This window comes from Saccharobesus litoralis (assembly GCF_003063625.1).
GTDB lineage: Bacteria > Pseudomonadota > Gammaproteobacteria > Enterobacterales > Alteromonadaceae > Saccharobesus > Saccharobesus litoralis.
In genome coordinates this window covers 3,725,991-3,752,657 of sequence record NZ_CP026604.1, presented here as the reverse complement: position 1 = coordinate 3,752,657, position 26,667 = coordinate 3,725,991, and the positions used below count along the sequence as shown (strand labels likewise).

Annotated in this window: 26 protein-coding genes; all 26 read right to left on the bottom strand. The window is 42.0% G+C overall.

Annotated features, from left to right (window positions below):
- Positions 1–867, bottom strand: a complete 867-nt coding sequence (locus C2869_RS13470) for a MinD/ParA family protein (protein ID WP_108603432.1) — start codon at positions 865–867, stop codon at positions 1–3.
- A gap of 5 nt (positions 868–872) precedes the next feature.
- Entirely contained in the window at positions 873–2,327 is a 1,455-nt protein-coding gene (gene flhF / locus C2869_RS13465) for a flagellar biosynthesis protein FlhF (protein WP_108603431.1), read from the bottom strand.
- Between the two features lie 27 nt (positions 2,328–2,354).
- Positions 2,355–4,487, bottom strand: a complete 2,133-nt coding sequence (gene flhA, locus C2869_RS13460; RefSeq protein ID WP_108603430.1) for a flagellar biosynthesis protein FlhA — start codon at positions 4,485–4,487, stop codon at positions 2,355–2,357.
- A 200-nt stretch (positions 4,488–4,687) separates the two neighbouring features.
- Positions 4,688–5,815, bottom strand: a complete 1,128-nt coding sequence (flhB, locus tag C2869_RS13455; RefSeq protein WP_108603429.1) for a flagellar biosynthesis protein FlhB — start codon at positions 5,813–5,815, stop codon at positions 4,688–4,690.
- 146 nt (positions 5,816–5,961) lie between these two features.
- Positions 5,962–6,738: a flagellar biosynthetic protein FliR gene (fliR, locus tag C2869_RS13450; protein WP_108603428.1), complete on the bottom strand. Its 777-nt coding sequence runs from the start codon at positions 6,736–6,738 to the stop codon at positions 5,962–5,964.
- The gene (gene fliQ, locus C2869_RS13445; protein WP_108603427.1) at positions 6,738–7,007 is read right to left on the bottom strand and encodes a flagellar biosynthesis protein FliQ; all 270 of its coding nucleotides are present in this window, start codon (positions 7,005–7,007) and stop codon (positions 6,738–6,740) included. The genes fliR and fliQ overlap by 1 nt, the downstream gene beginning before the upstream one ends.
- Entirely contained in the window at positions 7,007–7,750 is a 744-nt protein-coding gene (gene fliP, locus C2869_RS13440; RefSeq protein WP_108603426.1) for a flagellar type III secretion system pore protein FliP, read from the bottom strand. The genes fliQ and fliP overlap by 1 nt, the downstream gene beginning before the upstream one ends.
- Complete coding sequence (fliO, locus tag C2869_RS13435; RefSeq protein ID WP_159084168.1) at positions 7,743–8,135, bottom strand: flagellar biosynthetic protein FliO; 393 nt, start codon at positions 8,133–8,135, stop codon at positions 7,743–7,745. Before fliO ends, fliP begins: the two co-directional genes overlap by 8 nt.
- Before the next feature lie 8 nt (positions 8,136–8,143).
- Positions 8,144–8,542: a flagellar motor switch protein FliN gene (gene fliN, locus C2869_RS13430; protein ID WP_108603424.1), complete on the bottom strand. Its 399-nt coding sequence runs from the start codon at positions 8,540–8,542 to the stop codon at positions 8,144–8,146.
- A gap of 58 nt (positions 8,543–8,600) precedes the next feature.
- Entirely contained in the window at positions 8,601–9,683 is a 1,083-nt protein-coding gene (fliM, locus tag C2869_RS13425; RefSeq protein WP_108603423.1) for a flagellar motor switch protein FliM, read from the bottom strand.
- A gap of 7 nt (positions 9,684–9,690) precedes the next feature.
- Positions 9,691–10,230: a flagellar basal body-associated protein FliL gene (gene fliL, locus C2869_RS13420; protein WP_108603422.1), complete on the bottom strand. Its 540-nt coding sequence runs from the start codon at positions 10,228–10,230 to the stop codon at positions 9,691–9,693.
- A gap of 75 nt (positions 10,231–10,305) precedes the next feature.
- Positions 10,306–12,972 carry a flagellar hook-length control protein FliK gene (locus C2869_RS13415; RefSeq protein ID WP_108603421.1) on the bottom strand — a complete coding sequence of 889 codons (2,667 nt, stop codon included), beginning with the start codon at positions 12,970–12,972 and terminating at the stop codon, positions 10,306–10,308.
- Positions 12,973–13,117: 145 nt separating this feature from the next.
- The gene (gene fliJ / locus C2869_RS13410) at positions 13,118–13,561 is read right to left on the bottom strand and encodes a flagellar export protein FliJ (protein WP_228710666.1); all 444 of its coding nucleotides are present in this window, start codon (positions 13,559–13,561) and stop codon (positions 13,118–13,120) included.
- A gap of 10 nt (positions 13,562–13,571) precedes the next feature.
- On the bottom strand, positions 13,572–14,909 hold the full coding sequence (gene fliI / locus C2869_RS13405) for a flagellar protein export ATPase FliI (protein WP_108603420.1): 1,338 nt from the start codon (positions 14,907–14,909) through the stop codon (positions 13,572–13,574).
- Between the two features lie 29 nt (positions 14,910–14,938).
- The gene (fliH, locus tag C2869_RS13400) at positions 14,939–15,733 is read right to left on the bottom strand and encodes a flagellar assembly protein FliH (RefSeq protein WP_108603419.1); all 795 of its coding nucleotides are present in this window, start codon (positions 15,731–15,733) and stop codon (positions 14,939–14,941) included.
- Positions 15,734–15,763: 30 nt separating this feature from the next.
- Positions 15,764–16,798, bottom strand: coding sequence for a flagellar motor switch protein FliG (gene fliG / locus C2869_RS13395; RefSeq protein WP_108603418.1), 1,035 nt, complete (start codon positions 16,796–16,798; stop codon positions 15,764–15,766).
- On the bottom strand, positions 16,791–18,518 hold the full coding sequence (gene fliF, locus C2869_RS13390) for a flagellar basal-body MS-ring/collar protein FliF (protein ID WP_108603417.1): 1,728 nt from the start codon (positions 18,516–18,518) through the stop codon (positions 16,791–16,793). Before fliF ends, fliG begins: the two co-directional genes overlap by 8 nt.
- Positions 18,519–18,544: 26 nt before the next feature.
- Entirely contained in the window at positions 18,545–18,895 is a 351-nt protein-coding gene (fliE, locus tag C2869_RS13385; protein ID WP_108603416.1) for a flagellar hook-basal body complex protein FliE, read from the bottom strand.
- Between the two features lie 273 nt (positions 18,896–19,168).
- The gene (locus C2869_RS13380) at positions 19,169–20,521 is read right to left on the bottom strand and encodes a sigma-54-dependent transcriptional regulator (protein WP_108603415.1); all 1,353 of its coding nucleotides are present in this window, start codon (positions 20,519–20,521) and stop codon (positions 19,169–19,171) included.
- Between the two features lie 9 nt (positions 20,522–20,530).
- Positions 20,531–21,640: a sensor histidine kinase gene (locus C2869_RS13375; RefSeq protein ID WP_228710665.1), complete on the bottom strand. Its 1,110-nt coding sequence runs from the start codon at positions 21,638–21,640 to the stop codon at positions 20,531–20,533.
- Between the two features lie 324 nt (positions 21,641–21,964).
- Complete coding sequence (locus C2869_RS13370) at positions 21,965–23,398, bottom strand: sigma-54 dependent transcriptional regulator (protein WP_108603414.1); 1,434 nt, start codon at positions 23,396–23,398, stop codon at positions 21,965–21,967.
- Between the two features lie 144 nt (positions 23,399–23,542).
- Entirely contained in the window at positions 23,543–24,454 is a 912-nt protein-coding gene (locus C2869_RS13365) for an AgmX/PglI C-terminal domain-containing protein (protein ID WP_108603413.1), read from the bottom strand.
- Complete coding sequence (locus C2869_RS13360; RefSeq protein ID WP_108603412.1) at positions 24,454–24,984, bottom strand: ExbD/TolR family protein; 531 nt, start codon at positions 24,982–24,984, stop codon at positions 24,454–24,456. The genes C2869_RS13365 and C2869_RS13360 overlap by 1 nt, the downstream gene beginning before the upstream one ends.
- Positions 24,984–25,523 (bottom strand): biopolymer transporter ExbD, encoded by a 540-nt coding sequence (locus tag C2869_RS13355; RefSeq protein WP_108603411.1) that lies wholly within the window; start codon positions 25,521–25,523, stop codon positions 24,984–24,986. Before C2869_RS13355 ends, C2869_RS13360 begins: the two co-directional genes overlap by 1 nt.
- Positions 25,524–25,528: 5 nt before the next feature.
- Positions 25,529–26,182: a MotA/TolQ/ExbB proton channel family protein gene (locus tag C2869_RS13350; protein WP_108603410.1), complete on the bottom strand. Its 654-nt coding sequence runs from the start codon at positions 26,180–26,182 to the stop codon at positions 25,529–25,531.
- Between the two features lie 39 nt (positions 26,183–26,221).
- On the bottom strand, positions 26,222–26,641 hold the full coding sequence (locus C2869_RS13345; protein WP_159084167.1) for a hypothetical protein: 420 nt from the start codon (positions 26,639–26,641) through the stop codon (positions 26,222–26,224).
- Positions 26,642–26,667: the final 26 nt, after the last annotated feature.

Below are 26,667 nucleotides of genomic sequence, written 5' to 3'. Positions count from 1 at the left end.
CTATGCTTCTGGTAATATCAGCTGTTCAATAAAAAATTCTAAATGCCCACCAGCTGTATCTGGAACAGGCCAAGTAGATGCTCTTGTCGCCAACGTTTTAAAAGCAATAGCGGCTGGTGACTTAGGAAATGCTTCTACAATTGTTTTTTGCTTACGTACTGATTTTCTTACATTTTCATCAAAAGGAATGATAGCCACCAATTCGATAGCTACATCAAGAAAGCGATCAGTCACTTTGGAGAGCTTAGCAAACAATTCTTGCCCCTCACGCAGCGAGCGTACCATGTTTGCCACAACTTTAAAACGAAACAAACCATATTCTCGATTTAACACTTTAATCAACGCATAAGCATCCGTTATTGAAGTTGGTTCATCACACACCACAACCAAAACATCCTGAGCAGCGCGAGAAAAACTCAAAACCATATCTGAAATACCGGCTGCTGTATCAACAATCAACACGTCAAACTGTTGCTCTAATTCGCTAAACGCGCGGATAAGACCGGCATGCTCATTAGGGGTCAACTCAACCATATTTTTTGTACCGGACGTTGCTGGCACTATTGTGATGCCATGTGGCCCTTTTACTAAAATATCTTGTAGTTCACATTCACCGGCTAATAAGTGAGACAAGTTTTTATGTACTCGCAATCCCAACATAACGTCAAGATTTGCAAGTCCTAAATCCGCATCAAATACTAATACTCGCTTACCTTTTTGCGCTAGAGAAATCGCTAAGTTAAGAGATACATTACTCTTACCTACGCCTCCCTTACCACCGGTAACGGCGATTACTTTCACTTTATCTTCACTTTTCATTTTTCGTAGGCCATTTGCCTGATCGCCTAACTGGTTAATATTATTCATAAATTCTATTTATATATAGGCTGTAAGCTGTCGTCTGTAAACCAATTTGATTGAGAAATATTTCGTTCGCTCATTAATTGAGCTGCTTTTTCTACTAAATAAGCAGATTCTGCTACTCTAATGTCCTCTGGAACTCGCTGTCCTTCGCTTAAATATGCAACGGGTAATGCATTTTGAATAGCAACACTGATAATTTCACCTAGGCTGGTACATTCATCCACTTTTGTGAAAATACACCCAGTAATCGGAATTTGTTTGAATCTTTCTATTGCGTCCTGCATCACTCTTCTTTGTGCCGTAGATTGCAGAACCAAATAACTGCGAATTTTTATTTGATTGGCATTCATCAACGTTTCTAAATGTTCAGCCAGTCTCATGTCTCGCTGACCTACACCAGCGGTATCAATCAAAACTAATTTTTTATTGCGTAATTGATGCAAAGTTTCACTTAATTCGGCCTGGCTTTGCACGACTTTGCATGGACACCCTAAAATTTTAGCATAGGTTTGTAACTGTTCATGCGCGCCGATTCTAAAGGTATCTGTTGTTACCATGGCGACTTGGTCGCTACCATGCAATTGAGCAAAATGAGCGGCTAACTTAGCAATAGTGGTTGTTTTACCAACGCCTGTTGGGCCTAATAACGCAACAAATCCGCCACGACGCAGAATGTCATTATTAGTCACATTAATTTGGCCGGACAGCAGCTCTAAAGCGTTATCCCATGCTTCTGCTTGACTTAGCTCTTCTGGAATAAAACTGGCCACTTGGTCGGACACATCGTTAGACACGCCCATTTTATTTAATCGGTCAACCAAGTAAGCTCGCACAGGTTCGCGACGAGCCATTTCTTGCCACATAAGACCTGATACCTGATGTTCCATCAATTTTCGAATTTCAGCCATTTCTTGTTTCATCGCCTGCAGTTCGGTGTTTTCTACTGACGAAGATGGCTCATTCGGCGCACTATTGACAATTTGCTTCTTGGCAAACTGTGCTAAATGCTCTGCTTGTTGCGCTTGCTGCATAGAGCTGGGAGCGGGCGATGGGCTTGGAGATGGATTTTGTAAACCTTTGTGTAACTTCTCATGTTGACGTTGTAACAAGGACTTCAGTGAATCTGCTACTTGATTGTCGTTGAGATCTTGCTCTTGAGCAAAGTGACTATTAATACGACTCTCAACTTGATTTTCAAAAGACGGGGTTTGACGAATATTTGACGTCATAAAATTGGCGCCAGAATACTGTGGCGCACTAGATGTCGGATTATTGACGCTGGGTGTCGATTCTACCTTGCGCGGTGGCACTTTCGCATCAGTTTCTTCATCAACTGCAGCGACAATTTCTATGCCATCTGCGGTCTTAGTGTTTGACATGATCACAGCGTCGGCGCCTAGTTCATTCTTGACTTCCAACAAAGCTGTGCGCATGTCCTTTGCGACAAATCGTTTAATTTTCACTACCTACCCCTTTCGTCAAGTATTTGACTACTGGCCTACCGAGTTAACGATGCGGATCTGCTTGTCGTCAGGGATCTCTTGATATGACAGTACGTGTAATCCAGGAACCGTATTTTTCGTAAATCGCGCAAGTACCGAGCGTAATACGCCAGAGGTCAATAATACCGCGGGTTCGCCATTCATTTCTTGCTGCTGACTAGCATCTATTAACGCGGTTTGAATACGTTCTGCTAAGCCAGGTTCAATACCCGCACCTTCAGCACCTGCTGTTTGCATAGAATTATGCAACATTTGTTCCAGCTCAGGTGCGAACGTGATGACAGGTAAATCTGGCAACTCTTGACATATATCTTGAATGATTAGCTTTCTAAGAGCGATCCTCACCGCAGCGGTTAACACATCAGGATCTTGGCTCTTAGGTGCGTATTCAACCAATGTTTGCACTATGGTTCGCATGTCACGAATGGCAACACCTTCATGTAATAAGTTTTGTAACACCTTAACCAAAACTGATAAGGACAACATGTCAGGAACTAAACCATCAACCAATTTCTCATAGGTTTTAGCCAACATATCAAGTAAGTTTTGCGCTTCTTCATGCCCCAATAACTGAGAAGAGTTATTCGTGAGTAAATGACTTAAATGCGTAGCAACAACGGTAGCTGCATCAACAACGGTATATCCGAGAGATTGCGCTTGTTCACGTTGTTCAACGTTAATCCATACAGCTTCCAAACCAAAAGCCGGATCTGTCGTTTTAACACCTTGAATATTGCCAAACACTTGCCCTGGGTTAATGGCCATTTCACGGTCATGGTAAATTTCGGCTTCGCCAACTACCACTCCCATTAATGAAATACGATAGATATTAGGAGATAAATCTAAATTATCGCGTATATGTACCGGCGGCACCAAAAAGCCTAACTCTTGTGATAACTTTTTACGAACGCCCTTGATACGGCTAAGCAATTCGCCTCCTTGCGTTTTATCAACTAATGGAATTAAACGATAGCCAACTTCTAAGCCTATCACGTCCATAGGTTGCACATCGTTCCAGCTGATCTCTTGTGGCTCAGGATTCGCTGTTGGGGCCGGTGTGTCACTCACCGCACCACTACTACCAGGTTTAGATCCACTTTTAACTAGAGCGCCTTTTTTAGGACTATCCACACCTACATAATTTTGCATATAGTAACCACAACCCGCTAAACAAGCCGCTAAACTTAAAAATGCGACATGCGGCATGCCTGGTACTATCCCCATAATAAATAGGATAGCTGCCGCTACATACATCACTTTGGGTTTAGCCAATTGACCAGAAAGTTGATCACCTAGCTCTATTGAATCATTTTGACGAGTAACAATGATTGCCGTTGCAACTGAAAGCAACAATGAAGGGATCTGCGCAACCAAGCCATCACCAATTGTTAACAAGGTATATATTTCAATTGCACTGCTAAAATCTAAACCGTATTGGATCATACCTATCAACAACCCACCAGCAATATTGATCAACATTATCAATAAACCAGCAATGGCATCACCCTTTACGAATTTGCTCGCACCATCCATCGAACCATAAAAGTCCGCTTCGTCTGTAATTTCTTTACGTCGATCAACTGCTTCTTCTTGGCTAATAAAACCGGCGTTGAGATCCGCATCAATTGCCATTTGTTTACCCGGCATAGAGTCAAGGGTAAAACGCGCACTCACCTCGGATATACGACCAGCACCTGCCGTCACAACCTTAAAGTTGATAATCATTAATATGGCAAAAACGACTAAACCAACTGCGTAATTTCCACCGATAACAACCTCGCCGAAAGCTGCAATAACTTGACCCGCGGCATCACCACCCTGATGACCTTCAAGCAACACAACCCGTGTTGAAGCTATATTCAGCGCTAAGCGCAATACTGTTGCAATAAGAATAACGGTTGGAAATGAACCGAAATCCATAGGTTTTAAGGTGTATACCACCACCAGCATAACCACAATGGATAAGGCAATATTAAAAGAAAATAAAATATCTAGTAGAAATGCGGGTAAAGGTAAGATAACCATAGCTAAAATGGCTAATACAACCCCAGCGACTCCCAGCCCTTGGATTTTTTTATAATCGAACGATTTAAAGTTATTAACTATATCAGTCGCTTGCATACGTCAAATTTTTGAATCCTACTACACCTACTGACGTAACAGGCAAATATCAAGCCAACTTTATTATAGTCTTCTCGCTCAAGCTTTATGGTTCATTGTCAGCGCTTACTCACCCCAATCACATAATAGAGCATATGCTCATGGGGATTCGAAGCTTGACGGCTTCCCCTAAAACTTGATCGCTTTGACTATACACGGTATTAATAACGAACTTCAGGCGGGATAGGTAAATTAGACGTTGGCTCTTTAGGACGCTTGCCCTTGCCTTTTTTGTATTGTTTTAATTGATAAACATAAGCCAATATTTGGGCCACAGCGGTAAATAACTTTTCAGGTATTTCGGCGTCTAACTCAGTGGTATGGTAAATAGATCGAGCCAACATAGGTGAACATAAAATTGGAATATCATGAGCGCTAGCTATATCGCGAATATGGCCAGCCACTTCATCAACACCTTTGGCTAAAAGAATAGGTGCGGAGGCTGTTTCTGTATCGTATTTAATCGCGACGGCGTAATGAGTCGGGTTTGTTACCACAACATCCGCTTTGGGCACTTCGGCCATCATACGTCGCTGCGACGCTTGGAACATTTTTTGGCGGATCTTAGATTTGACTTGTTGATCCCCTTCCGCATTTTTATGCTCGTCTTTGACTTCTTGTTTGGTCATTTTTAATGAATCATTATGCTTATACAATTGATAAGGCACATCAATAATTGCCACAACAATTAACGAGAAAGCTAACCAAATAAAGATCCAAACTAAGATTTCTAATGCGGTTTTAATATTATTTGGCGTTTTTTCAATATTGATATGCAGTAATTTATCAAAATAAAAGCCAACCAAAACATAAGCAGCAATCACAACAACCAAAAACTTGGCTAATGACTGCACCAATTGAACTAACCCTTGTGGGCCAAACATCCGTTGTAGACCGGTAATCGGGTTGAGTTTATTAAATTTTGGCGCTGCAGCTTGCATTGAAAAGTTATAGCCGCCGACAACAATTGAACTCAACACACCAATAATCATCATAACAATGGTAAAGGCGGCCAAAGGGGCGATAACAGGATCGAGTAACCCTTGTAAGCGAATAAACATGCGTGATGGATCGAAGGCATCTTCTTGCTCAAAAACAAGGCCGTGTTTCATTACTTTATACATTGCTTCGGCAATAAACCCACCCCACAGTAAAAAAAAGATAGCCGCACCCAGCAATTGAAGGAAGGTAGCAAGCTCTTTAGACCGAGCAACTTGCCCCTTTTCTCTGGACTTGGATTTCTTTTTTTCCGTGGGGTCTTCGGTTTTGCCTTCGTTTTCCGCGGCCAACGCCGTTCTCCAACAAAGCTAGGTGTCTATTGATTTACACCTATAACCTACAAACCTTAGTATCAAAATTGCAGCCATTAGATCCTAAATAGCCGCTCAAACAACTTGTCGCGAATGACAGAGCTGTTAAAGAATACTGAAGTTAACTAACCACAACCGGCAATTTCACACATAAGATGTGATGCCGATTCCCACATAATATTAAAATGCAACATAAATGCCGACATGCCAAGCCAGATCACGATTAATCCTGATATTTGTGTGATTGGAAAACCAATTGAAAATATATTCAATTGTGGTGCAGCACGCGTCATGACACCAAAGGTAAAACTCACAATTAACATTGCTGTAATCGGTGTTATCGTCATCGTGATAGTGGCTAAAAACAGCCACTGTCCCCACTCGATAATTTTTTCGATACTACCCAGCGAGATCCAACCGGATCCGACAGGAAAAGCCTCAAAACTTAAAGCGATCATTTTGATCATCATCAAATGACCGTCTACCGCCCAAAATACTAAAGTCGCTAGTATCAAATAAAACTGAGCTACAGCCGCAACATTAATACCATTAACTGGATCAACTAGTGAGGCAAAACCCAAACCGGTTTGTGTAGCAACAACCTGCCCAGCTACAACAAATGTATTCAAAAATATTTGCGAAACGAACCCAATAGCTACGCCCCATAAAATTTGCTGCACCACCAACAAAAAGCCTTGCATTGACAACATATCGGTATAGGGAACATCTGGAATAACAGGGGCAATTAACAAGGCTACAGCAAAGGCAAACAGTACTTTTAATTGTGTAGGGATCCGTTTAGCGTCGAAACCAACCATAACGACTAACAAGGCTGAAATACGCACAAAGGGTAAAAGAATACCCGACATCCACGTCAGTACGCTCTCAACAGCAAAGTTCACTAGCCGACAACCTCTGGGATCCGCAAGAAAATCTCTACTGTATAATCCATTAACTTATTAATCCCCCAATTGCCGCCATAGATAATAGCTAAAAGCGTAACAATAAGACGCGGTAAAAAGCTCAAAGTTTGTTCGTTAATCGACGTAGCGGCTTGGAAAATAGACACAATCAAACCAACAACTAGGCTAGGAACAATTATCAGAGATACTAGCAAGATCACCATAAACATGGCGTCGCGTAGCATATCGACAAAAGTTTCAGCCGTCATCAGGTACCCACTCCAAAACTAGTAGCAAGTGTGCCCATAGTTAAATTCCAACCATCAACTAACACAAAAAGCATCAGCTTAAATGGCAAAGAAACCATCATAGGCGATAACATCATCATACCCATTGCCATGAGTACAGAAGCCACCACCAAATCAAGAATCAAGAATGGAATGAAGATCATAAAACCCATTTGAAATGCGGTTTTTAATTCGCTAGTGATAAATGCGGGGATCAACACGCTCATGGGTACAGCTTCAGGGCCGTCTAACTGCTCGTAGCCAGCAATTTCAGCAAATGTCGCTATATCCTTAACACGGGTTTGCGACAACATAAAATCTTTAAGTGGCACCTGAGCTGCACTAAACGCTTCTTTTGCAGTTAACTGCTCTTCCATATACGGCTGCAATGCGGTTTCATTTATTTTATCGAATACTGGCGCCATAATAAAAAACGTTAAAAACAGCGAAATACCGATGAGCACTTGGTTTGAAGGCGCTTGTTGTAAACCTATAGCTTGGCGCAAAATACCAAGCACTATCACAATTCGAGTAAATGACGTCATCATGACAAGTAAGGCAGGAATAAAGCTAAGCATGGTCATTATGCCCAGCACTTGCAAAGAAATTGTATAATCTTTGCTGCCATCCGGATTTTCATTTAACGTCAGGGCTGGAATACCCGGTTCAGCCAAAACATCGGGAGCCAATAAAATGGCAAACACAGCCAATAAGTACTTAATCACGTTGCTTGACCTGTTCAAATATCTTTTTAAAGCTTTGATTTAAAACCGCATTACCCACATTTTGCGGTAAGGGTTCATCTAATTCTTTTATTAAGTTGATATTATGCTGGGTGACACCAAGTAATACTTGCTTACCATTAACATCCACAACGACTAATTTTTCACGAGTACTCAGAGGTAACATAGTTACCACTTTTAAACCTTTAACGCCAAGAGTACTTAAGTTACTACGTTTAATCACTGCTGCTAATACAAAAATAATAAAAACAACAAACAGTAGAGACAAAAGAAGGGTTGGAATAGCGGTTTCAATTGTGGGCGCTGCTTGCGCCCTCGCTTGGGGGAAAATGGCAAATAAACAAAAAGCGAAGAGTAGACGCTTCACTGCACACCCTATTTAAGTTTTTTGATTCGTTCAACCTGACTTATTACGTCAGTCAATCGAATACCAAATTTGTCATTAACCACAACCACTTCACCGTGCGCAATCAAAGTACCATTAACCAGTACATCCAATGCCTCACCCGCCACTCGGTCTAATTCAACAACAGAGCCTTGGTTTAGCTGCAACAGATTACGAATATTTATTTTGGTACGCCCAACTTCCATCGATATGGTGACAGGAATATCAAGAATAGTATCTAAACGACGTTTTTCATCACCTGATATAGCCGCAGATTCTGTTAGTTCTTCCAGTTCAGCGGGCTGAGCTTCTGCTTGCTCATCAGCTGCTTCAGCCTCAGCTTGTTCAGCCATGGCTGCTGCCCAATCATCCATTGCATCATCACTCATAATACTCTCTCTTTGATGCGCTTATAGCCATTTACACGACTATATACATTTTTAATAGTTAATCCCAGTCTTCAAGTTCACGTAACTCCGCTTCAGCATCAATTCGACGCCCTGCGCGGGTTACCATTTGCAATTCAGATTTAACTGAAGCTGGTCGCTTAATTTTTTCCGATACTTGGATCGCGATATTATCTCGTGAGCGTCCCATTTTCGCGCGATATGTCGGTAATTCTTCTATATATACGGTCAAATGCTCAGGCATTTCAATAGGTATGATATCTCCGGCCTGTAACTCCATGATGTCTTCTAATGGCATTTCCACATCTAATAATTTTGCCATTAAATCGACTTTTACATCCATCATTTCATCACGTAATGCCTTAGACCAGCGTAAATCGGTATCTTCTTGATCACTTTGTACACCCGCATCAAGTAATTCACGGATCGGTTCAAGCATTGAATAGGGTAAACAAATGTGAAAATCGCCACCACCACCATCGAGTTCAATATGAAATGAACTAATAACGACAACCTCAGTCGGACTGACTATATTTGCCATTGCAGGGTTCACTTCAGAGTCAAGATACTCAAAAGATGTATCCATTACTGGCCCCCAAGCTTCTTTGTAATCTTCAAATACTATCTTAAGCAGCATTTGAATGATACGGCGCTCAGTAGGGGTAAATTCTCGACCTTCAATTTTAGCGTGATAACGGCCATCACCACCAAAAAAGTTATCCACTAAAATGAAAACTAACCGCGCTTCCATGGTGATCAAGCCTGTCCCTTTCAGCGGACGAAAGCGCACCATGTTTAAACTGGTTGGAACAAATAAGGTATGCACATACTCGCCAAACTTGATCATTTGCACACCATTTATCGATACTTCGGCGGTGCGGCGCATCATATTAAATAAGCTGATACGCATATGGCGAGCGAAACGTTCGTTAACCATCTCCAAGGTCGGCATTCGACCACGAACAATTCGATCTTGTGAAGAAAAGTCATAATCAGACAAGCTACGGTTCTGGTTATCTTCACCACCAAAACCTGAATCGTCAGGAGACTCTTCTTCGATATCGTCTACGCCATGAAGTAGCGCATCAATCTCGTCTTGTGATAATAAATCGGTTGCCGGCATGAGTTAGTTACTGCATCACAAAGCCTGTAAACAGGACATTTTCAATTACTTTCGTTCCTACAATATTAGTCAGCTCATCCTGAACTGTTGCCAATGACTGAGTTTTTAATGCTTCTTTACCTTGTATGGTAGCTAAGTCATCCGCGTTAGCCCCACTAAATACACGCAATAAAGCGCCTTCAATCAATGGAATGTGTTTTTTAGCCGTTTCTTCATTTTGATTTCCACGAACTAATAGTTGTACTTTTATTTGTACAAGGCGGTCGCGATTTGCACCGGGTACATTAAATACAAACGGTCTAGGCATAGCGACATATAACGCAGTGCCCATTTCGGCTTTATCGCCACCGCTTGATGCTGCGGGTGCAGCAGGCGCTTCGTCGAGTGTTAACTCCTCACTTTCAGGGGCAGCCTCATCCTCGCCTCCCATCAATAAAAATGCCGCGGCGCCACCGCCAATCAGCAAAACTGCTGCGACAATGATTATGAGCAGTTTGCTTTTTCCACCACCTTCTTCTTCTACTTGTAATTCTTCTTCAGCAGCCATTTTTTTTCCTAATTATTCAGTTGGTTATCGTCCCAAACAAACACAATTAAACTTTACGCCTGATTGTAACTGATTTTAGGCGTAATAATCGACTTCACCAACATGTCCATTAACAATTTTCTGCTCATTGGCTAATAATTCATCATCTACTTGACCATCATCGCCATTATTTCGATTTCCTTGTCCCTTTCTTCCTTCTCCTTGCTGACCTGCGGTTTGTTGTTTTTGCTGTTCAATGTTGCTTTCACCTAGCTGAATACCGGCATTTTCTAACATTTCTCGCAACCTTGGTATGGCTTGGTCAAGCATTTCTTTAGCCTGCGGGTTTTGCACCACCATGCTAACAGACGCTTGCTCACCATTCATGGTGATTTTAATTTGCATACTGCCTAACTCTGGCGGATCTAGGCGGATTTCAGCCGACTGTAAGCGACCAGACACCATAAATTTAACGTTATCGTTTATGGTGTCTGCTCCCGCTTGTTTATCATTCAGCGGTATATCTTTTAATTGATTGGTAATTTTTTGCTGCGTGCGCTCCGTTTGTACTGCAGCCTCTACCGCTCTCTGCATTTGCACCGCACTGTTGCTCGCCGCAGCATTGCTAGTAGCTTTATCCTGAGCTACTCTATCTAACGCTGCATTTTGTATTTGGAAATCCAAACCAGCTGTTTCTTGAATCGGCTCATTTTTAGCTAAGCTGGCCATCTCTGCTTTAGGCTCAGCAACCGATTCTTTGCTCTGCAAATTTTGGTTCAATGTTGCAGCACTAGAACCATTTGATTTTTTACTTTGCTTTTTACTAGCAGATTGTTCACTAACGTCTTTTTCAGTTGTCGTCTGGTTTATTGCTCTAGCATCAGCGCCCTCGCCCTTTTGCGAAAAAGCACTTTCATTATCCAGTTTCTGCTCAACAAGATTAACGCTTGAGTTAACTTCTGCTTTTTTACTTTCAACATTATCAACCGTTAATTTAGCCTTGGTTGATTTACTTTTTTCTGCATTCTTATTCTCGACTTTACTCACATTGGCAGCCGCTTGACTGGCTTGTATCGCCTCAGCGTTAACTAAAATTTGTGATTTGTCTTTATTGTTTTCAGCAACAGTTGCTTTGTCATCGACCTGAGTATTTTTCACTTTACCGCTATCAGCCAAAGAGCTAGCAGACAAGGTAGATTTTTCAGTTGTAGACTTAGTAAGTGATTCAGTATTAACATTGCTTTCAACATTGCCATTTTTATGCTCGACAGACGTAAGCTGACTGCCAGCTTGCGATAGTTGACCACTTTTTTGCAAATCAGCATCTATGTTTAAATCTGCGGCTTGATTACTTTCGTCAATTGCAGTTGTTTTAACTGGTTGTTCGTTGGCACTGTTGGTCTCTTGCTGAGCTGGTTGCTGTAATTTTATAGGCTTAGTTTGCAGATCATTTCCAGTGTTATCAGATTTAGTCGCCTTAGCAAATGGTTTTTCTGCTTGATGACTCACTATCGGCTGTGAAGACTGATCAAGCTTGACCTCAGCATTGGCCTTATTACCCTGGCTTTTGTCGTGATTAACTCGCTCATCATGCTTGACCTGACCATTTACCAATGACTGTTCGACATCACCTTTTTGTACACCTGATACAACTTTACCTGAGGTTTGCTTATTTAACTCATCAGCTTTTTTTGAGGCTTTATCAATTAACGACCCGTCTTGCAGTTTTGTCAGTGAATGTTGTTTTGACTTATCTTTTTGCTCAGCTGTTGACGAACTATCATTTTGCGTAACCAATTTAATTGCTTTAGTACTAACATCATTGCTGTTTATGCTATCTGGGTTAGTACTTTTTTTAACATCAGAACTTTCTGAAGACCTTATTTTATTGGCGGTTTCTATCTCAGTCTTACCCTCAGTCTTACCCTCTGCCTTACCAAACTTACCAGTTAAATTATCATCAGCCTGCTTAAGCTGATTATTAGCACTCGCTGGCTCTGTGGCATTTTTATCTAGTGTATTAATTTCTTTTACTTTATTACTGGCTTTATTACTGACTTCAGGTGATTCAGCCGCTGACGATTGTGCTTCACCTTTTTCAGTCGTTTTTAAGTTTGTAGTATCCGCCGGCGAATTCACTGATTTATCAGCTAATACCTGCTTTGCTTGTTGGTCGCCATTGTCATCTTTAGCCACTTTATTTGCGCTAATGTTAGCTTTCTTACTGGATTCAATTAATGACAGCAACGCTGCGGTATCCGAGTTATCATCGGCTAAATTTAGCTCGCTTTTATTAATCGTTTTATCTTGTTTGGCATCAATCGAGTTAACGTCCTCGTTTATTGGCTTTTTAGGCAAGTCATTGTTTGCTGGTGGTTGACCTTTATTCTCCATCCCAGATGATGCAGCTTGCTCTTGTTTGCTATCTGCTACAGGCTTTCCATCGTCATGCGGACTTTTTACTGTTTGATCTTCTTTTGAGCGCGGATTGATGTGCTCTGCAGCAGGTGGTTGCTGATTCGACGCTTGCCGATTTGATGGTTGCCGAGTTTCGTTTGCCAATGCAGCTTCGGCTGCTCGCTGTTGATCTGCCCTATTTTTTCTAACCTCGGCGAACTGCGCTTCAATTTTTTGCGAGTCGTTTAGCACGTCAGCAAAATCTCGACCATAACCAGATTGTTTTTCGTTATTAGCTAACAGCACATCTGTATTAGTTGGTGTAGATTGATTTATCTCTAATTGTGGTGCGGCAACGAATTGCATATATGTTCCTCAATAATTGCGACTTAAGCGGCAAATAATGTCGAGATTTGATAAAAATGGCCGATAACAGCGATTTAATCTTTAACTATTTAAATGGTTAGCAAGCTTTGTTCCAAAACACTCTCGCTACCCTAAAGTCATGTTTTTAAGTCAGCTGTTTACGCACAAACTGCTGCATAGCAAATTCATCAAACATTTTTTGTTCAGCTCGCTGCTCTGCTAGCTGCATAGCCTGCTTCTGTTTATCAATCAAAGCTTCAATCGCTTTGCGCTTCCGTTGTTGGTTAAGCCACAATGCTCGTCGCTGATCGACCACTTTACGCGCTGTGGTGACTTTATTCGCTTGTAATGAGCACGCTTGATCTAACTTTCCAATAAACGCCTGAAAACGATTCATTTGTTGAATATCAACCCCTGCTCGACCGCGGTCCATCACATCTTGCATATATTGCGCTTTATGCTCGTTTAAGGCTTGCTGGCGCATTTCGTGCTCTTGCAGATCTTGCTGGGCTTTAGCAAAATCAGACGCCATTTTATCTTCTTTGCGTTGTTCCATTTCAACAACTAAGTACAACTGTTTATTAACCACAACTCATTCCTTAATTGGCTCTAAATTGCTGAGTTAAATCATCCAGCGCCGACAAGCATTCATCGTATGGAATAATCTGTTGCATTTTTTGCTGTAAAAACTCATCGATTTTTGGCTTAAGTTGAATAGCGGTATCAACAATAGGATCGCTGCCTTTGTTATATGCGCCTATGGTAATTAAATCTTGGTTTTTTTGATAAGACGAATAGAGGGTTTTAATCACTCTGGCTTGATCTTGATGCAGTTCACTCGTCACCGCAGGCATGACACGAGAAATAGATTTAGCCACATCAATTGCTGGGTAATGTCCAGCATCGGCCAATTCACGAGATAAAACAATATGACCATCTAATATTGCCCGAGACGCATCTGCAATAGGATCTTGCAAATCATCGCCTTCTGACAACACGGTGTAAAAAGCGGTTATCGAACCTTGACCTTCACCGCCATTGCCAGCGCGCTCGACCAAAGCAGGTAACTTTGCAAAAACAGATGGCGGATAACCTTTGGTTGCCGGCGGCTCACCAATGGCTAAGGCAATTTCACGTTGTGCTTGTGCATATCGCGTAATTGAATCCATTAGCAGTAATACATCCATTCCCTGATCGCGGAAATACTCAGCCACTGACACTGCTGTTTCGCAGCCTTTTAAGCGCATCAACGGCGAGTTATCAGCAGGTGCAGCGACTACCACAGAGCGAGCTCGCCCTTCTTCGCCAAGTATCTCTTCGATAAACTCTTTTACTTCTCGTCCCCGCTCGCCAATTAATCCAACAACAATAACATCAGCGGCCGTGCCGCGGGTCATCATGCCCAGTAGCACTGACTTACCGACACCTGAGCCGGCAAAAAGTCCCATTCGCTGACCTTTCCCCACAGTAAGCATGCCATTGATAGCCTGTATACCAACATCAAGCGGCTCTGATATTTGTCGACGCGAAAGTGGGTTAATCGCTTTATTCACTGCAGCTGTACGTTGTTGACTAGCAATTGAACCTTTACCATCCAGTGGTCTCCCAGCACCATCGATAACTCGGCCAAGTAAATGCATTCCAACGGGTATGCCTTGCTCGCTAGATAAAGGGGTTACGCGCGCACCGGGCAAAATGCCACGAATTTCTTCGCTCGGCATTAGGTAAATTTTTTCGCCTTCAAATCCAACCACTTCAGCATCAATCGTACCATTCACACTATCAACCGCGCACAAGCTGCCAACCGACGCTTGGCAACCAACAGCTTCAAGGGTTAATCCGATAACTCGAGTTAAACGTCCGGCGACTTTGGGGACACTACCCGCTATTAATTGCTGGCTGTTTTTTAATCGCGCACAGATGGTTTCGCTAGACATAGATAGATTTTTGACACTTAGTGACTAAATTAATGACTTGATTGGCTATCCTGCAAAAATCTATCCAATATTTCTTCGATACGTTGTTCTATGGTGTAAGTCACACTAGAACTTTGCGTTTTGATTTCACAGCTGCCCGTTTGCATCGCGGGTTCAGCCATTAAACGCCAACCTTTTTTTTCTATACCTTCTTCAGTATAAACATCAGTGATTGTTTGAATATCGTTTGGATGGAGGTGGATCTCGAATTGACTGTTGTTAATCGGTAAAGCATCAACAGCGTCCTTTACCGTTTTAATTAAAATGTCTTTGTTCGTTTTGAGTTCCGTTTTAACCACTGCTTTTGCTAAATGGCTCGCTAGGTTGACAATTTCCTGCTCTACATGCTCATCAATATGCCGCAATGGCGTGTTAATAGCATCAAGGATCTGATTCCATGCATCGGCTTTTTCCTCGATTAAACCTTTTCCTTGCTCTAATCCTTGCTCAATACCGGTTTGTGTTCCTTGCTCTAACCCTTCAGCGTGGCCTTTTTCTTGACCTTCAGCTAAACCTTGATTAAAGCCAGCTTCTTTTCCTTCTGCAAAGCCTTCGTCATACGCGGCTTGACGGATAGCTTCAATTTCTTCTAGGGTTGGGGGCTGTGGCGGTTCTTCTTCAGGCTCTGGTGGTTCATACACCCAACCTTCAGGCTTGCGCATTGCATTGGTATATTCAGGCGGTTTTTCATCTCCCGTAACAGGTGGCAAATTCCAAGTTTTTGATTCAGCGGCGAGTGCTTCTCCCGCCTTGATAAAATGTTTACTTTTGTGCTGTTCAGACATACCACTACCAATCTAACATAAGGAAAAGAATTACAAGAATTCTTCTCCACCACCGCCACCAAGCATGATCTCGCCTGCATCCGCTAAGCGACGTGCAATTGACAGGATTTCTTTTTGCGCCGTTTCCACTTCACTGACACGGATAGGCCCCATAGCTTCTAAATCGTCTTTAAGTAATTCAGCTGCACGTTTAGACATATTAGCCATAATTTTATCTTGTAAGCCTTCATCCGCACCTTTAATCGCGCGCATCAATGATTCTTGCTGTACTTCACGTAAAATAGCTTGAATACCTTTGTCGTCGACATCAGCAAGGTTATCAAATACAAACATAAGATCTTGAATTTGTTGACTCATTTCTTCGTCATGCTCACGAATAGCGTCCATTAACTGGCCTTCAATATTCGTATCCAAGTAGTTCATAATATCCGCAGCAGCCTTCAGGCCACCCATTTTCGCGGCTTGCGCACCGGCTTGACCCGCGAATTGTTTCTCCATGATCTCGTTTAATTCTTGTAGGGCCGCAGGTTGTACTTCTTCTAAATTAGCAATTCGCATCATGAGATCAAGACGAACCTTCTCAGAGAATTGCGACATAATTTCCGCCGATTGCTCTGGATCCAAATAGGACATTACAATTGTTTGGATCTGTGGATGCTCATTACGAATAATATTGGCAACTTGCTTAGAGTCCATCCATTTTAATGAGTCGAGACCCTTCGCCCCCGATCCCATAATAATTTGCTCAATCAAGTTACCCGCTTTTTCTTCACCTAACGCCGCGGTTAAGGCTTTACGCACAAACTCTTCTGATTGGAAACCTATGGTTGAGAAGCTTTGGATTTCGTCTATAAATAGCTTATGGACCGCGGTGATCTTATCTTGGGTAAAATCCTCTAACGACGCCATGGCCATACCCACCTTTTGTACCTGTTTAGGTTCCAAATGTTTGAGTATTTGCGCAGCATCTTCTTCGGATAAGCTCAGCAGCAATATGGCCGCTTTTTCAACTCCCTCTAGTCGTTCTACATCAAACAGGGGGGCATCATTTTGTTCATCAGGCATCTTCGTTCAACCACGCTTTCACTACTTGAGATGATAATTCAGGCTCGTTAGCCACTAAGGCGCGTACTGCTTTCAGTACATCTTCATCTTTATGTAAATCTGGTAACATTAGCGAGCCATCAGAAGCAAAACCAACCGCACTTGAATCAAACTCGCTAGACAACATATCTATGGTTTCGTCACCTAAGTCTACACCAGAATCCAGTAAACCATCATCGTATTCTTCAGGCGTATCTTCTGGGTAAATAAGCTTACGCAGCATAGGTCTAACAACCGCAAGTATTAGCACGATAATAATCAGCATACCTGCAACTAGCTTAGATATTTTGTCAAACCATGGCTCTTTATAAAACGGAACTTGTAAATCTTTACCTATGTCGTCACGCGTAAATGGAATAGTTACTACATCTAACGTATCGCCACGTTGCATATCAAAACCAATGCTACCTTGTAGTAAACGACGGATATTAGCTAACGCTTCTTGACTACGTGGCACACTTTCCATTTCACCGGAATCAACATTCTCTTGCGTTAAGTAATCAACCGCAACTGATACTGTTAAACGACGTACAACGCCACTTTGTTGACGGGTATGGCTAATGGTTGTATCTAACTCATAGTTTCGAGTCGATTCTCTATGGCTCTTGCTATTACCACCGTTAGCGCCATTGCCTCCAGTCGCTTGCTCTGGAATATTGGATTCAAGTGGGGGTTGATTGGTTAGTGCGCCAGGAATACCTATCGCACCTGATCCTAACGCGTTAGTTTCTACTGTCATTTCACTTCGAACAGCGGGCAAGTCTGGATTAAAGCGTTTTTGTGTTTGTTCAACAGCGGTGAAATCCATAGTCACATCGGCTTGTGCGGTATAATTACCTACCCCGACAATTGGGATCATAATTGAGTCGATTTTCTCCATGTATTCCGCTTCACGCTTTTGTTCTATTTCATATTCTTGACGAGATCGTGATGATAAAGCGTCTTGTGAACCTGAGTTGAGTAAGCGGCCATTGTGATCGGTCACTGTCACTCGAGCCGGTTCTAACCCCTGAACCGCTGAGGCGACAATATCAACCACAGAGTCCACCTCTTCAGCTGATAGTTGACGGTTTTTAGCAACACTTAAAACAACGGTCGCACTGGGTTTTTTCTCATGACGGGCAAATACGTTTTCTTTAGGAATAGCAAGTAAAACACGGGCGCGTTTAATGCTTTGTAATTCTTCAATGGTTTGTTTAATACTCTGCTCGCGAGCGTATTTAAGACGCTCACGCTCAACACGCTGACTCACCCCAAAACCCATATCTTTTAGTAAGATATCTTCACCTTCTGTGGTTGAGCCTTCCATTCCGGCTCTAGCCAGCGAGAGTTTGATGTTTTGATACTCATCTTCTGCAACCTTAACTATGTTGCCTTCGAGTACATATTCAATTTGGTTTTGATCAAGAAAGTCTAATGTCTCGATCAATTCTTGCGTTTCGTATTTGCCTAACGGTCTAAGCTCGGGCTCGTTTGCCCACAAAATAATAAACAAGGCAATAGCTAAACATATTGTCAGAGCTAAGATAAGCGTGACTTGACGTAAGATATCAACATCTTTTAGCGCGCCCATAAAGCCCGATTTTTGTTCTTCACCTAATGCTGAATCTGAGCCAGCCGTTGAAGCTAAGGCGCCGCCATCTGCTAATGCGATATCTGTTGTTTCTGCTTGTTCTGCCACTCTACTATCCCCAGTCTATTTATTGACTATACCGGCATTTGCATAATTTTTTGGTAAGCTTCAAGCACTTTATTACGTACTTGAACAGTCGCTTCAAATGCGACGCCTGATTTTTCTTTGGCGATCATAGCATCTGCGAGGGTAACATTGCGATCTCCCATTTCAAATGCTGTCACTTTTTCCTTCGAGGTTTGCCCTAATTCGTTGACATTATCTATGGCTTTTTCCAGCATATCAGCAAAATTACTTGACGTTGGGTTAATAACATTTCGATCGACTTTACTGTCTGACATGATGCGATTTTGCGCTTGATTTGACATCGATTGCATATCTGCATACAAATTATTCGCTGCTAAGTCGTAAGATCCAATTTTCATCTTAATCCCCTCGTATTTAACTTGTCTTGAATTCAGCTTAATTTCAATTAGCCGAATAATTGACATGGTTAAGCTCTTACAAGGGTAAATGCACGAGGTGTGCCAAAATGAATGACTTTTTCAGGAAAGGATAAAAGGGGAACAAAATAATTTAAATATCAATCACTTAGGGTAATTAGAATAGTTAAATTTTTAGGTCCCCTTTGCTGGGTAGTAGTAAGGGATGTCAGTGTCGGTTTTTCGACACTGAAAATTCGGGCGCTGAAAAACGCATTAAACTGGGATAGTAATACCTTGATCACGCATTTTGGCAATTTTATATCTTAATGTGCGTGGACTTATGCCTAGCTTGTCTGCGACTAAATTTCGTTTGCCGTGAAATGCCACTAAGGTATCTAAAATAATTTGTTGCTCTTGTTTTTGAATTTCATCACCGAGACGCTCTGGTTTTTCTTCTTCGGGTGTTTCAATCACAACAGGCTCTGTCATTGCGGTATCCGCTTCTAACAAAATATCCATTTCGCTAATTTGCGTTCCCGTGGCTAAAATCAATGCACGTTGAATAACGTTATCAAGTTCTCGAACATTGCCCGGCCAAGAATGTTGCATAAGTTTATTGCGAGCTTCTGGTGTTAACAGTGGAACAACTTGACCGCTGCGCGCACAATGACGCTCAATCAAAGTTTCTGCTAACGGCAAAATATCCAGCTTTCTGTCTTTCAATGCTGACCAAGTTAAAGGAAATACATTTAAGCGGTAATATAAATCTTCACGAAAGGTGCCATCGTTAACAGCTTGTTTCAAATCACGATTACTAGTCGCTATCACTCGAACATCTAAATTAATGGTTTTATTTGAGCCTAATCGCTCCACTTCGCGCTCTTGTAACACTCGCAATAATTTAGCCTGTAAGCCCAAATCCATTTCGGTGATTTCATCTAATAAAATGGTTCCACCTTGCGCTTGCTCAAATTTTCCAGGGCAAGCTTGTAACGCACCGGTAAACGCGCCTTTTTCATAACCAAATAATGTTGATTCCAGCATATTCTCTGGAATGGCCGCACAATTAATCGCCACAAAATTTTCTTGCTTGCGTGATGACTGTTCGTGTACGTAACGGGCTAACACCTCTTTACCTGATCCGCTTGGCCCATTGATCATCACATTGGCTTCTGAACGAGCTACTTTCGCCGCCAGTCGCAATAGATTTTTACTAGACTCTTGTGCCACAACGGGCTCAAAACTCGGCTCATTTTGTTGAGGAATATAACGGCTAACTAAATTAAGCAAAACTTCAGGCGAAAAGGGTTTGCTTAAATAATCAGTAGCGCCATCACGCATAGCTTGAACCGCATCATTAATATTGGCAAATGCTGTCATTAACAGTACGGGTAAATTCGGGTTATTTGCTTTAATGGAGCGCAGAAGAGATAAACCATTTATCCCCGGCATTTGCACGTCACTAACCACAATATTAATGCTGTGTTCTTTAAGCCTAACTAACGCTTGCTCACCACTGTCAGCTTCAACCGCTTCGTACCCAGCCAATGCGAGTGTGTCAACAACAGCTTCTCTTAGTGCTTGGTCGTCTTCAACAACCAGTACTTTTGCATTTTGATTTTCCATTATTGTCTCCTAATTTTGACCAGATACTTGGGCTAATGCCGGTATCACTTCATGAGCAATCGGTAAGTTAAGTGAAAAACAAACCCCTTGCCCTAACTCAGATTGCAATTCAACCTGACCTTTATGTTGTTCTATCACTGAGCGCACGACGGCTAAACCTAACCCCGTGCCTTGTGGGCGTGTGGTATAGAAAGGTTCAAAAGCTTGACGCTGTTGTTCTTTATTCATACCAGGGCCATTGTCACTCAGCTTGATACACACTTTATCAGGATCATTGGCATGGCGCTCAGCACTGAGCTTAATCACTAAATTTTGATTTTTAGCTTGGATACTATTGTGAATTAAGTTTTGCACTGCGCTAGCTAAGGCGTTCTTGTTACCCAAAATAACAATATCCGGTTCGGGTAATTGGACCTGCATAGTACCCTGACTTTGGCTTAGCATAGCCTCACTGCCAGCTTGAATTTCAGCCAACAATTGTTGCAATGAAATTGGTTGCGCGACTTGCTGCTGCTCACCTTTAGCAAACAAGAGTAAGTCACTGATCTGCTTTTCCAAGTCTTGCAATCGAGAAACCAGCTTTTGTTGAAACGATTGTCGTGAACTATTGTTTAACGAGTTATTGGCTAAGTTAGCCGCGTATAACATGGCTGCCGATAAAGGTGTTCTAATTTGATGAGCTAACGAAGCCATCATTTTACCCAGTGCAGATAAATGGTTAAGCTTTGCCACTCTTGATTGTAATAACCGAGTTTCAGTCATATCGGTTAACACAACCAATTGGCCTGATTCAGGTGATAAGTCGGTAGTTTGTAATTTGACACGGCGTCCATCTCGCAACGAGACTTCATGACCATCATCAGCTTGTGGACTAAACGAGCGGTCAATAATCGCTAACCAACGTTGGCCTTCCAACGGTGAGCCTAATAAATTAACCGCGATCTGGTTTGCTTCTTTGACAAAGCCTAATCCGTCAATAATTACCACGCCAACAGGCATAACTTTAACCAAATTAGCTAAACTAGTGGCTTTGGCTCGAAGGCCATCAAGCTCACCAATATAAGCTTCGGTTTTCAAATTAACGGATTGTGATTTACAACTGAGAGCGGCACGACTCACGCTACTTCCCCTTGTGTCAAATTACTAACTTTTATCTAGTGATTTGTATAAAGCAGGAAATATGCCAAAATTAAAAACCCTTTAATTTCAACAGATTAAGTTAAAAAATAGCCAGTCAAATGTTCGTCATTAGTTGTAAAACGTAAAGGAAGGCCAACTATAAAAGTCAGAAAGGTTTGCAAGCTCTGCAAGCATAAATGCTCGCCCACAAAAAATTGATATTTTAAAACGGTTATTTTCGTCAAAGTCGGTAGATTAATTAGCTCATTCAAAGTTATTAAACGAGCTATGGCTTTTCGTTACACTAGATAGTTACACTAAACGTCAGTTAATTCCGTATTTCTTCATTTTTTCAACTAAAGTTGTACGACGGATCCCCAATACCTCAGCAGCTCGAGCAACAACACCAGCATGCATAGCAAGCGCTTGATTAATTAAATCAATCTCTAGCTCTGCAAGGTATTCTTTTAAATTAATTCCCTCTTCTGGTAAATAGGCAATTAATTGCGCGGTATTTTCCTCATCTGAACCATCATCATCACTGCCGAACAAATCATTTAGCGCTTGCCGCTCAAGTAACTCTTCTGGGTATTCTGGCTCAAAAGACTGAATTTCAATATGCTGATACTTTTTCGGTAACTCAGCAACGTCAACCATTTGATTGGGGTACAGAATTGTCATTCTCTCGACGAGGTTAGACAATTCACGGACATTTCCAGCCCATTTATGTTCCATTAACGACTGCACGGCTCTATCAGTAAATTTAACCGATTCAGCGCCTTGCTCAGCAATGCGTTTAGTCAATTCATTCAGCAATTGTGGAATATCTTCACGTCGCTCGCGTAAGCTCGGCGTTTCAATAGGAAATACATTTAATCGATAAAATAAATCTTCCCTAAATTTACCATCCGTCACCATGCCTTCCAAATTTCGGTGTGTTGCCGCAATAACACGGACATCCGCTTTAATGGCTTTGCCCGAACCTACTCGCTCAAATAATCGCTCTTGCAATACACGTAACAACTTTACTTGCATTTGCAGCGGCATATCACCAATTTCATCCAAGAACAGCGTGCCGCCCTGAGCCATTTCAAATCGCCCTTTACGCGAGTTGATCGCCCCGGTAAATGCGCCTTTCTCATGCCCAAACAATTCGCTTTCTAATAACTCTGGAGGAATAGCCCCACAGTTTACTGGCACAAAAGGGCCTGAATTACGGTTAGATAAACGATGAATGCTTTGCGCGACAACCTCTTTACCTGTCCCAGATTCACCTAAAACCAAAACGTTAGCATCGGTCGGAGCAACTTGTTCTATCATCCTACGCACAACTTGCATTTCAGACGAAGTACCAACTAATGTTTGGATCAGATCCTTAACGGATTTTACACTTTGATTCGGTTTTTTACGTAAATAGGCTTCGCAATGAGCCAATAACTGAGTAAATGCCGGATAAGTGATATCAGGGTTTAAGATGCCAATCACATTAGCAATTGCATCTAAATCAGCATTCGATTGGGTAACAACAAAGGGTAAACCTGGATGAGAAGTCACTAACGCTTTAAATGAATCAAAATGATTTGGCTCACCACCTAACAGCACACACTTCCAAGCTTCATCATTTTTTAAAACTTGGGCTGAGTCTGACAAAGTGACGACATCATAGTCTTCATTAATAAACTGCAGAATAGATTTTAACGTATCAAATTGACCAGCGGCCTCATCAACGACAAGGATACGCTTGCTGGATAAGCTCATAACTAAAGCGTCAAATTATTGTTGTTAAGGTTCCATAATAGCGTATATTTTGACGAAGTTAACTTTTTTGACGTTTTTTTTATACTGCGTCAAAAAATTAACCTCGGCAAAATACAGTTCAGCCATTGTTAAACGAATTTTCCCCTAACTCGGTAAAAACTCAATTGCCCAAATAGTCGTCATGACATCCACATCCAAGGCACCAAAGTTGATGGCTTTTAAGCGCAGCAATAAACGACGCTCTAGCTTAGCATCACCCAATTCACTGCTGGTAATATCGGCGCGACTAATCGAACCATCAGGTTGAATTTCAATTTCAAACAAGACTTTACCCTGCAATGTCGGATCTTTGCGTAATGCTCGGTTATATAAAGCATATAGGCTGGCTTTATTAGACTCCAACGTACGGCGTAACGCATTTTCAGAACGTTGACGGCTATCGCCACCTTCAGCTAATTCAGCATCGCTAAAAGCAGCATCTCCGTCGGCAATCACTTCTTCATCAGACAAGCTCACTTGCTTAGTCGCCCTTGTACTTAAGTCATCGCTAGCCACAGTATTGGTAACAGCGGCACCTCCATTAATCCCGCCACTTTGCGCATTGGCTGTTGCCGCTAACATTTTCCGCTTAACCTTGGCTTCCACTGCAGCGGCTTGTTCCGTTTGCTGCAATTGCGTTTGTGCTGCGGGTTTTACATCGAACGCATCGCGCAGTGCGAACAGCTCATCCTTCATCGCGGCCAAGCCGCTGGATTGCGCTTGTTCACGGGCTTTTTCACGTTTGGTTTTGGGTGGCTCTTTTTCTGGCTCTGGTTCCTTGACTTCAGGTTTTGGTTCTTCCTTTTTAACTTCCTTCTCTTCTAGCATGATTTTAGCGAGTTGAGCAGGAACTTGCTCCTTAACAGCCCGTGGTACTTCGACTCTTTCCAGAAAAGGTACCAAAATACCCACCACCAAATACAGGGCAAATAAACCAATTAAAATACTGCGAAAAATCCAATCTTGTTTTGTGGTTGTGAACATGACATTTTCATGCGGATAAAAGGCGCTACTCATTAGCTTGCCTCCTGTCCATTTTTAGCCAATTGCTCAACCGCTAACGACATATCTCGATAGTCTGCTTCTGCACAGGCTGCCATGATTTGCTTAAGGATCTCATAAGGGATTGATGAGTCACCTATAATCGTCACCGCTCGGCCTTTTTGTTTTTCACTGTCGGTTAATTCCGGACGGCGCTGAGTTTGGTAAGCCAACTCTTGTTTGAGCGCAGCCACCAATTGACCCGTATTTTCTTCGGTTAAGCCTTCACCATTTGATGTGTTTTGCCAAATAGAGCGATCTTGTACCAACACAACATCATTAAATACCGAAATCAATAGGTTCTCTTTGGGTAGCTCTTCTGCTACCGACACAGGTAGATTAATTTCCTTAACGTTTTGTAATACTCGCACTTCTGATTGGTTAACAATCAAGAAAAAAACCAGAATAGTAAATATATCCATCAAAGAAACGAGGTTTAACTTACCAGCAGAGCCGTAACGTTTATGGTGCTTAGCAAGGCGCTGTGCGCGTTTTGATTGACGCATTATTGCCCTCCTTGCTCAGTTGTGGTGGCCACTTCAGCTACCGGCGCATCACCCAAAGAGATATTGGGGAAAAGCTCAGCATCCACTAAATTCGCTGCAACAACCGCTTCAAACGAGCGTACTGTATCCATTGCCGTGACTATGGTTTGATAGTCAGTATTGGGCGCCAATAACAATACAATATCGTTTTTCTCAATGTTGTTTTGTTGAAAAGTCATTTTTAGATCTTTTAAAAATGTCTTTAACGCAACAAAATCATAGCCTTGTTCTGTTTTGTCTATTTGCTTAAGCAATACACCACTTGGGTAATGCAGCTCAAACCCTGATTTATCAATAATCAGCTCAAGCAATTTTGGCTCGTCTTGCTCTTCTTGTTGGCTATCACCACTTGCAGCTACCGGTAGCTGCAAATTAAGAATGCGCACTTGTGAAAAGACAAGACTAAGCAAAAGCACAGGCACTAGCACTATCATCAAGTTCATAAATGATGTGATATCCAGCTCGGCCTCTTGCTGATTAGGACGACGTAAGCGTCTCATAATGCTTAGCCTCGTTTTTCTTCAGTTTGTGAACCGTATGAAAGTGAATTAAGTAATTTAATGCCCGCCATCTCTAACGAATCAACGATAGCAGCCGTTTTAGTTTGCAAACTAGTATGAAATAAAATAAGAGGGATGGCCGTAATCAAACCAAATGCTGTGGTGTTCATGGCAACTGAAATAGAAGACGAAAGTAAGTTAGCTTTTTCAGCTGGATCAGCATTTGCTACCGCAGAGAAAGCGGCGATAAGCCCCATAATTGTCCCTAAAAGCCCCAGTAAAGTCGCAATATTAGCTAACGTTGCTAAGTAAGGCGTACGCTTTTCTAAACGCAGCATGTACTCCATAATGGTTTCTTCCATGGCGTATTCTACATCTTCGCGGCGCTTAACCGTTTGTAAGCGAGCAATACCTGAACTCAATACCCCTAAAATAGGCGCACTACTGGTTTGACTCGCTTGGCGGATCGTTTCAACATCGCCAGATTGCAACGCAGACTGAATACTTAACAAAGCCTTTTTGTTGGTGCTGTATGCATTGCTTAAAAACAACCAGCGCTCTAATGCGATAGCCAAACCAATGACTAACACTAAAGCAATTGGGTAAATAAATGGACCACCATCCTGTAAAAACGCGACTAAAGTATCAGTGAAGCTCATGAAAATATCCTCTTATAAAATTTTTGTGCCCGCTAGCGCTTAATTCTTGTCTTGTGCTTGGGTCTTGCTTTGTAATTGGTAAAACTGGTTAACTTGCTGTTTAAACTGCTTAGGGTTTAGCGGTTTAAACGTCGGCATTGTGATATCTAATGTTTTTTCATCAATTAATATTGGCGTACTCGTGTCCTGCCACGGCATTATGTAAATGACTTTGGGCTGCTCTTGGCTACCTTGAACTCGACTTTGGATCAGTACCGGTTGCTTACCCTTGTTAGGACGAGTAACAGGGCTTTGTGCTTCGGTACTACCCTCTTGTATTTTGCTAGTTTCTGATACAGATGTTTGTTTGGCTGCATCTTGCGCTAAAACAGAGTCACTATAAACCATAAACCAAACAGCAATAATAATAACCAAACTCATTAAATTAAAACGAGTCGATCGAGCTAGCTTTTTTTTCACAGAGCATACTAAGCTGCATGATTGAG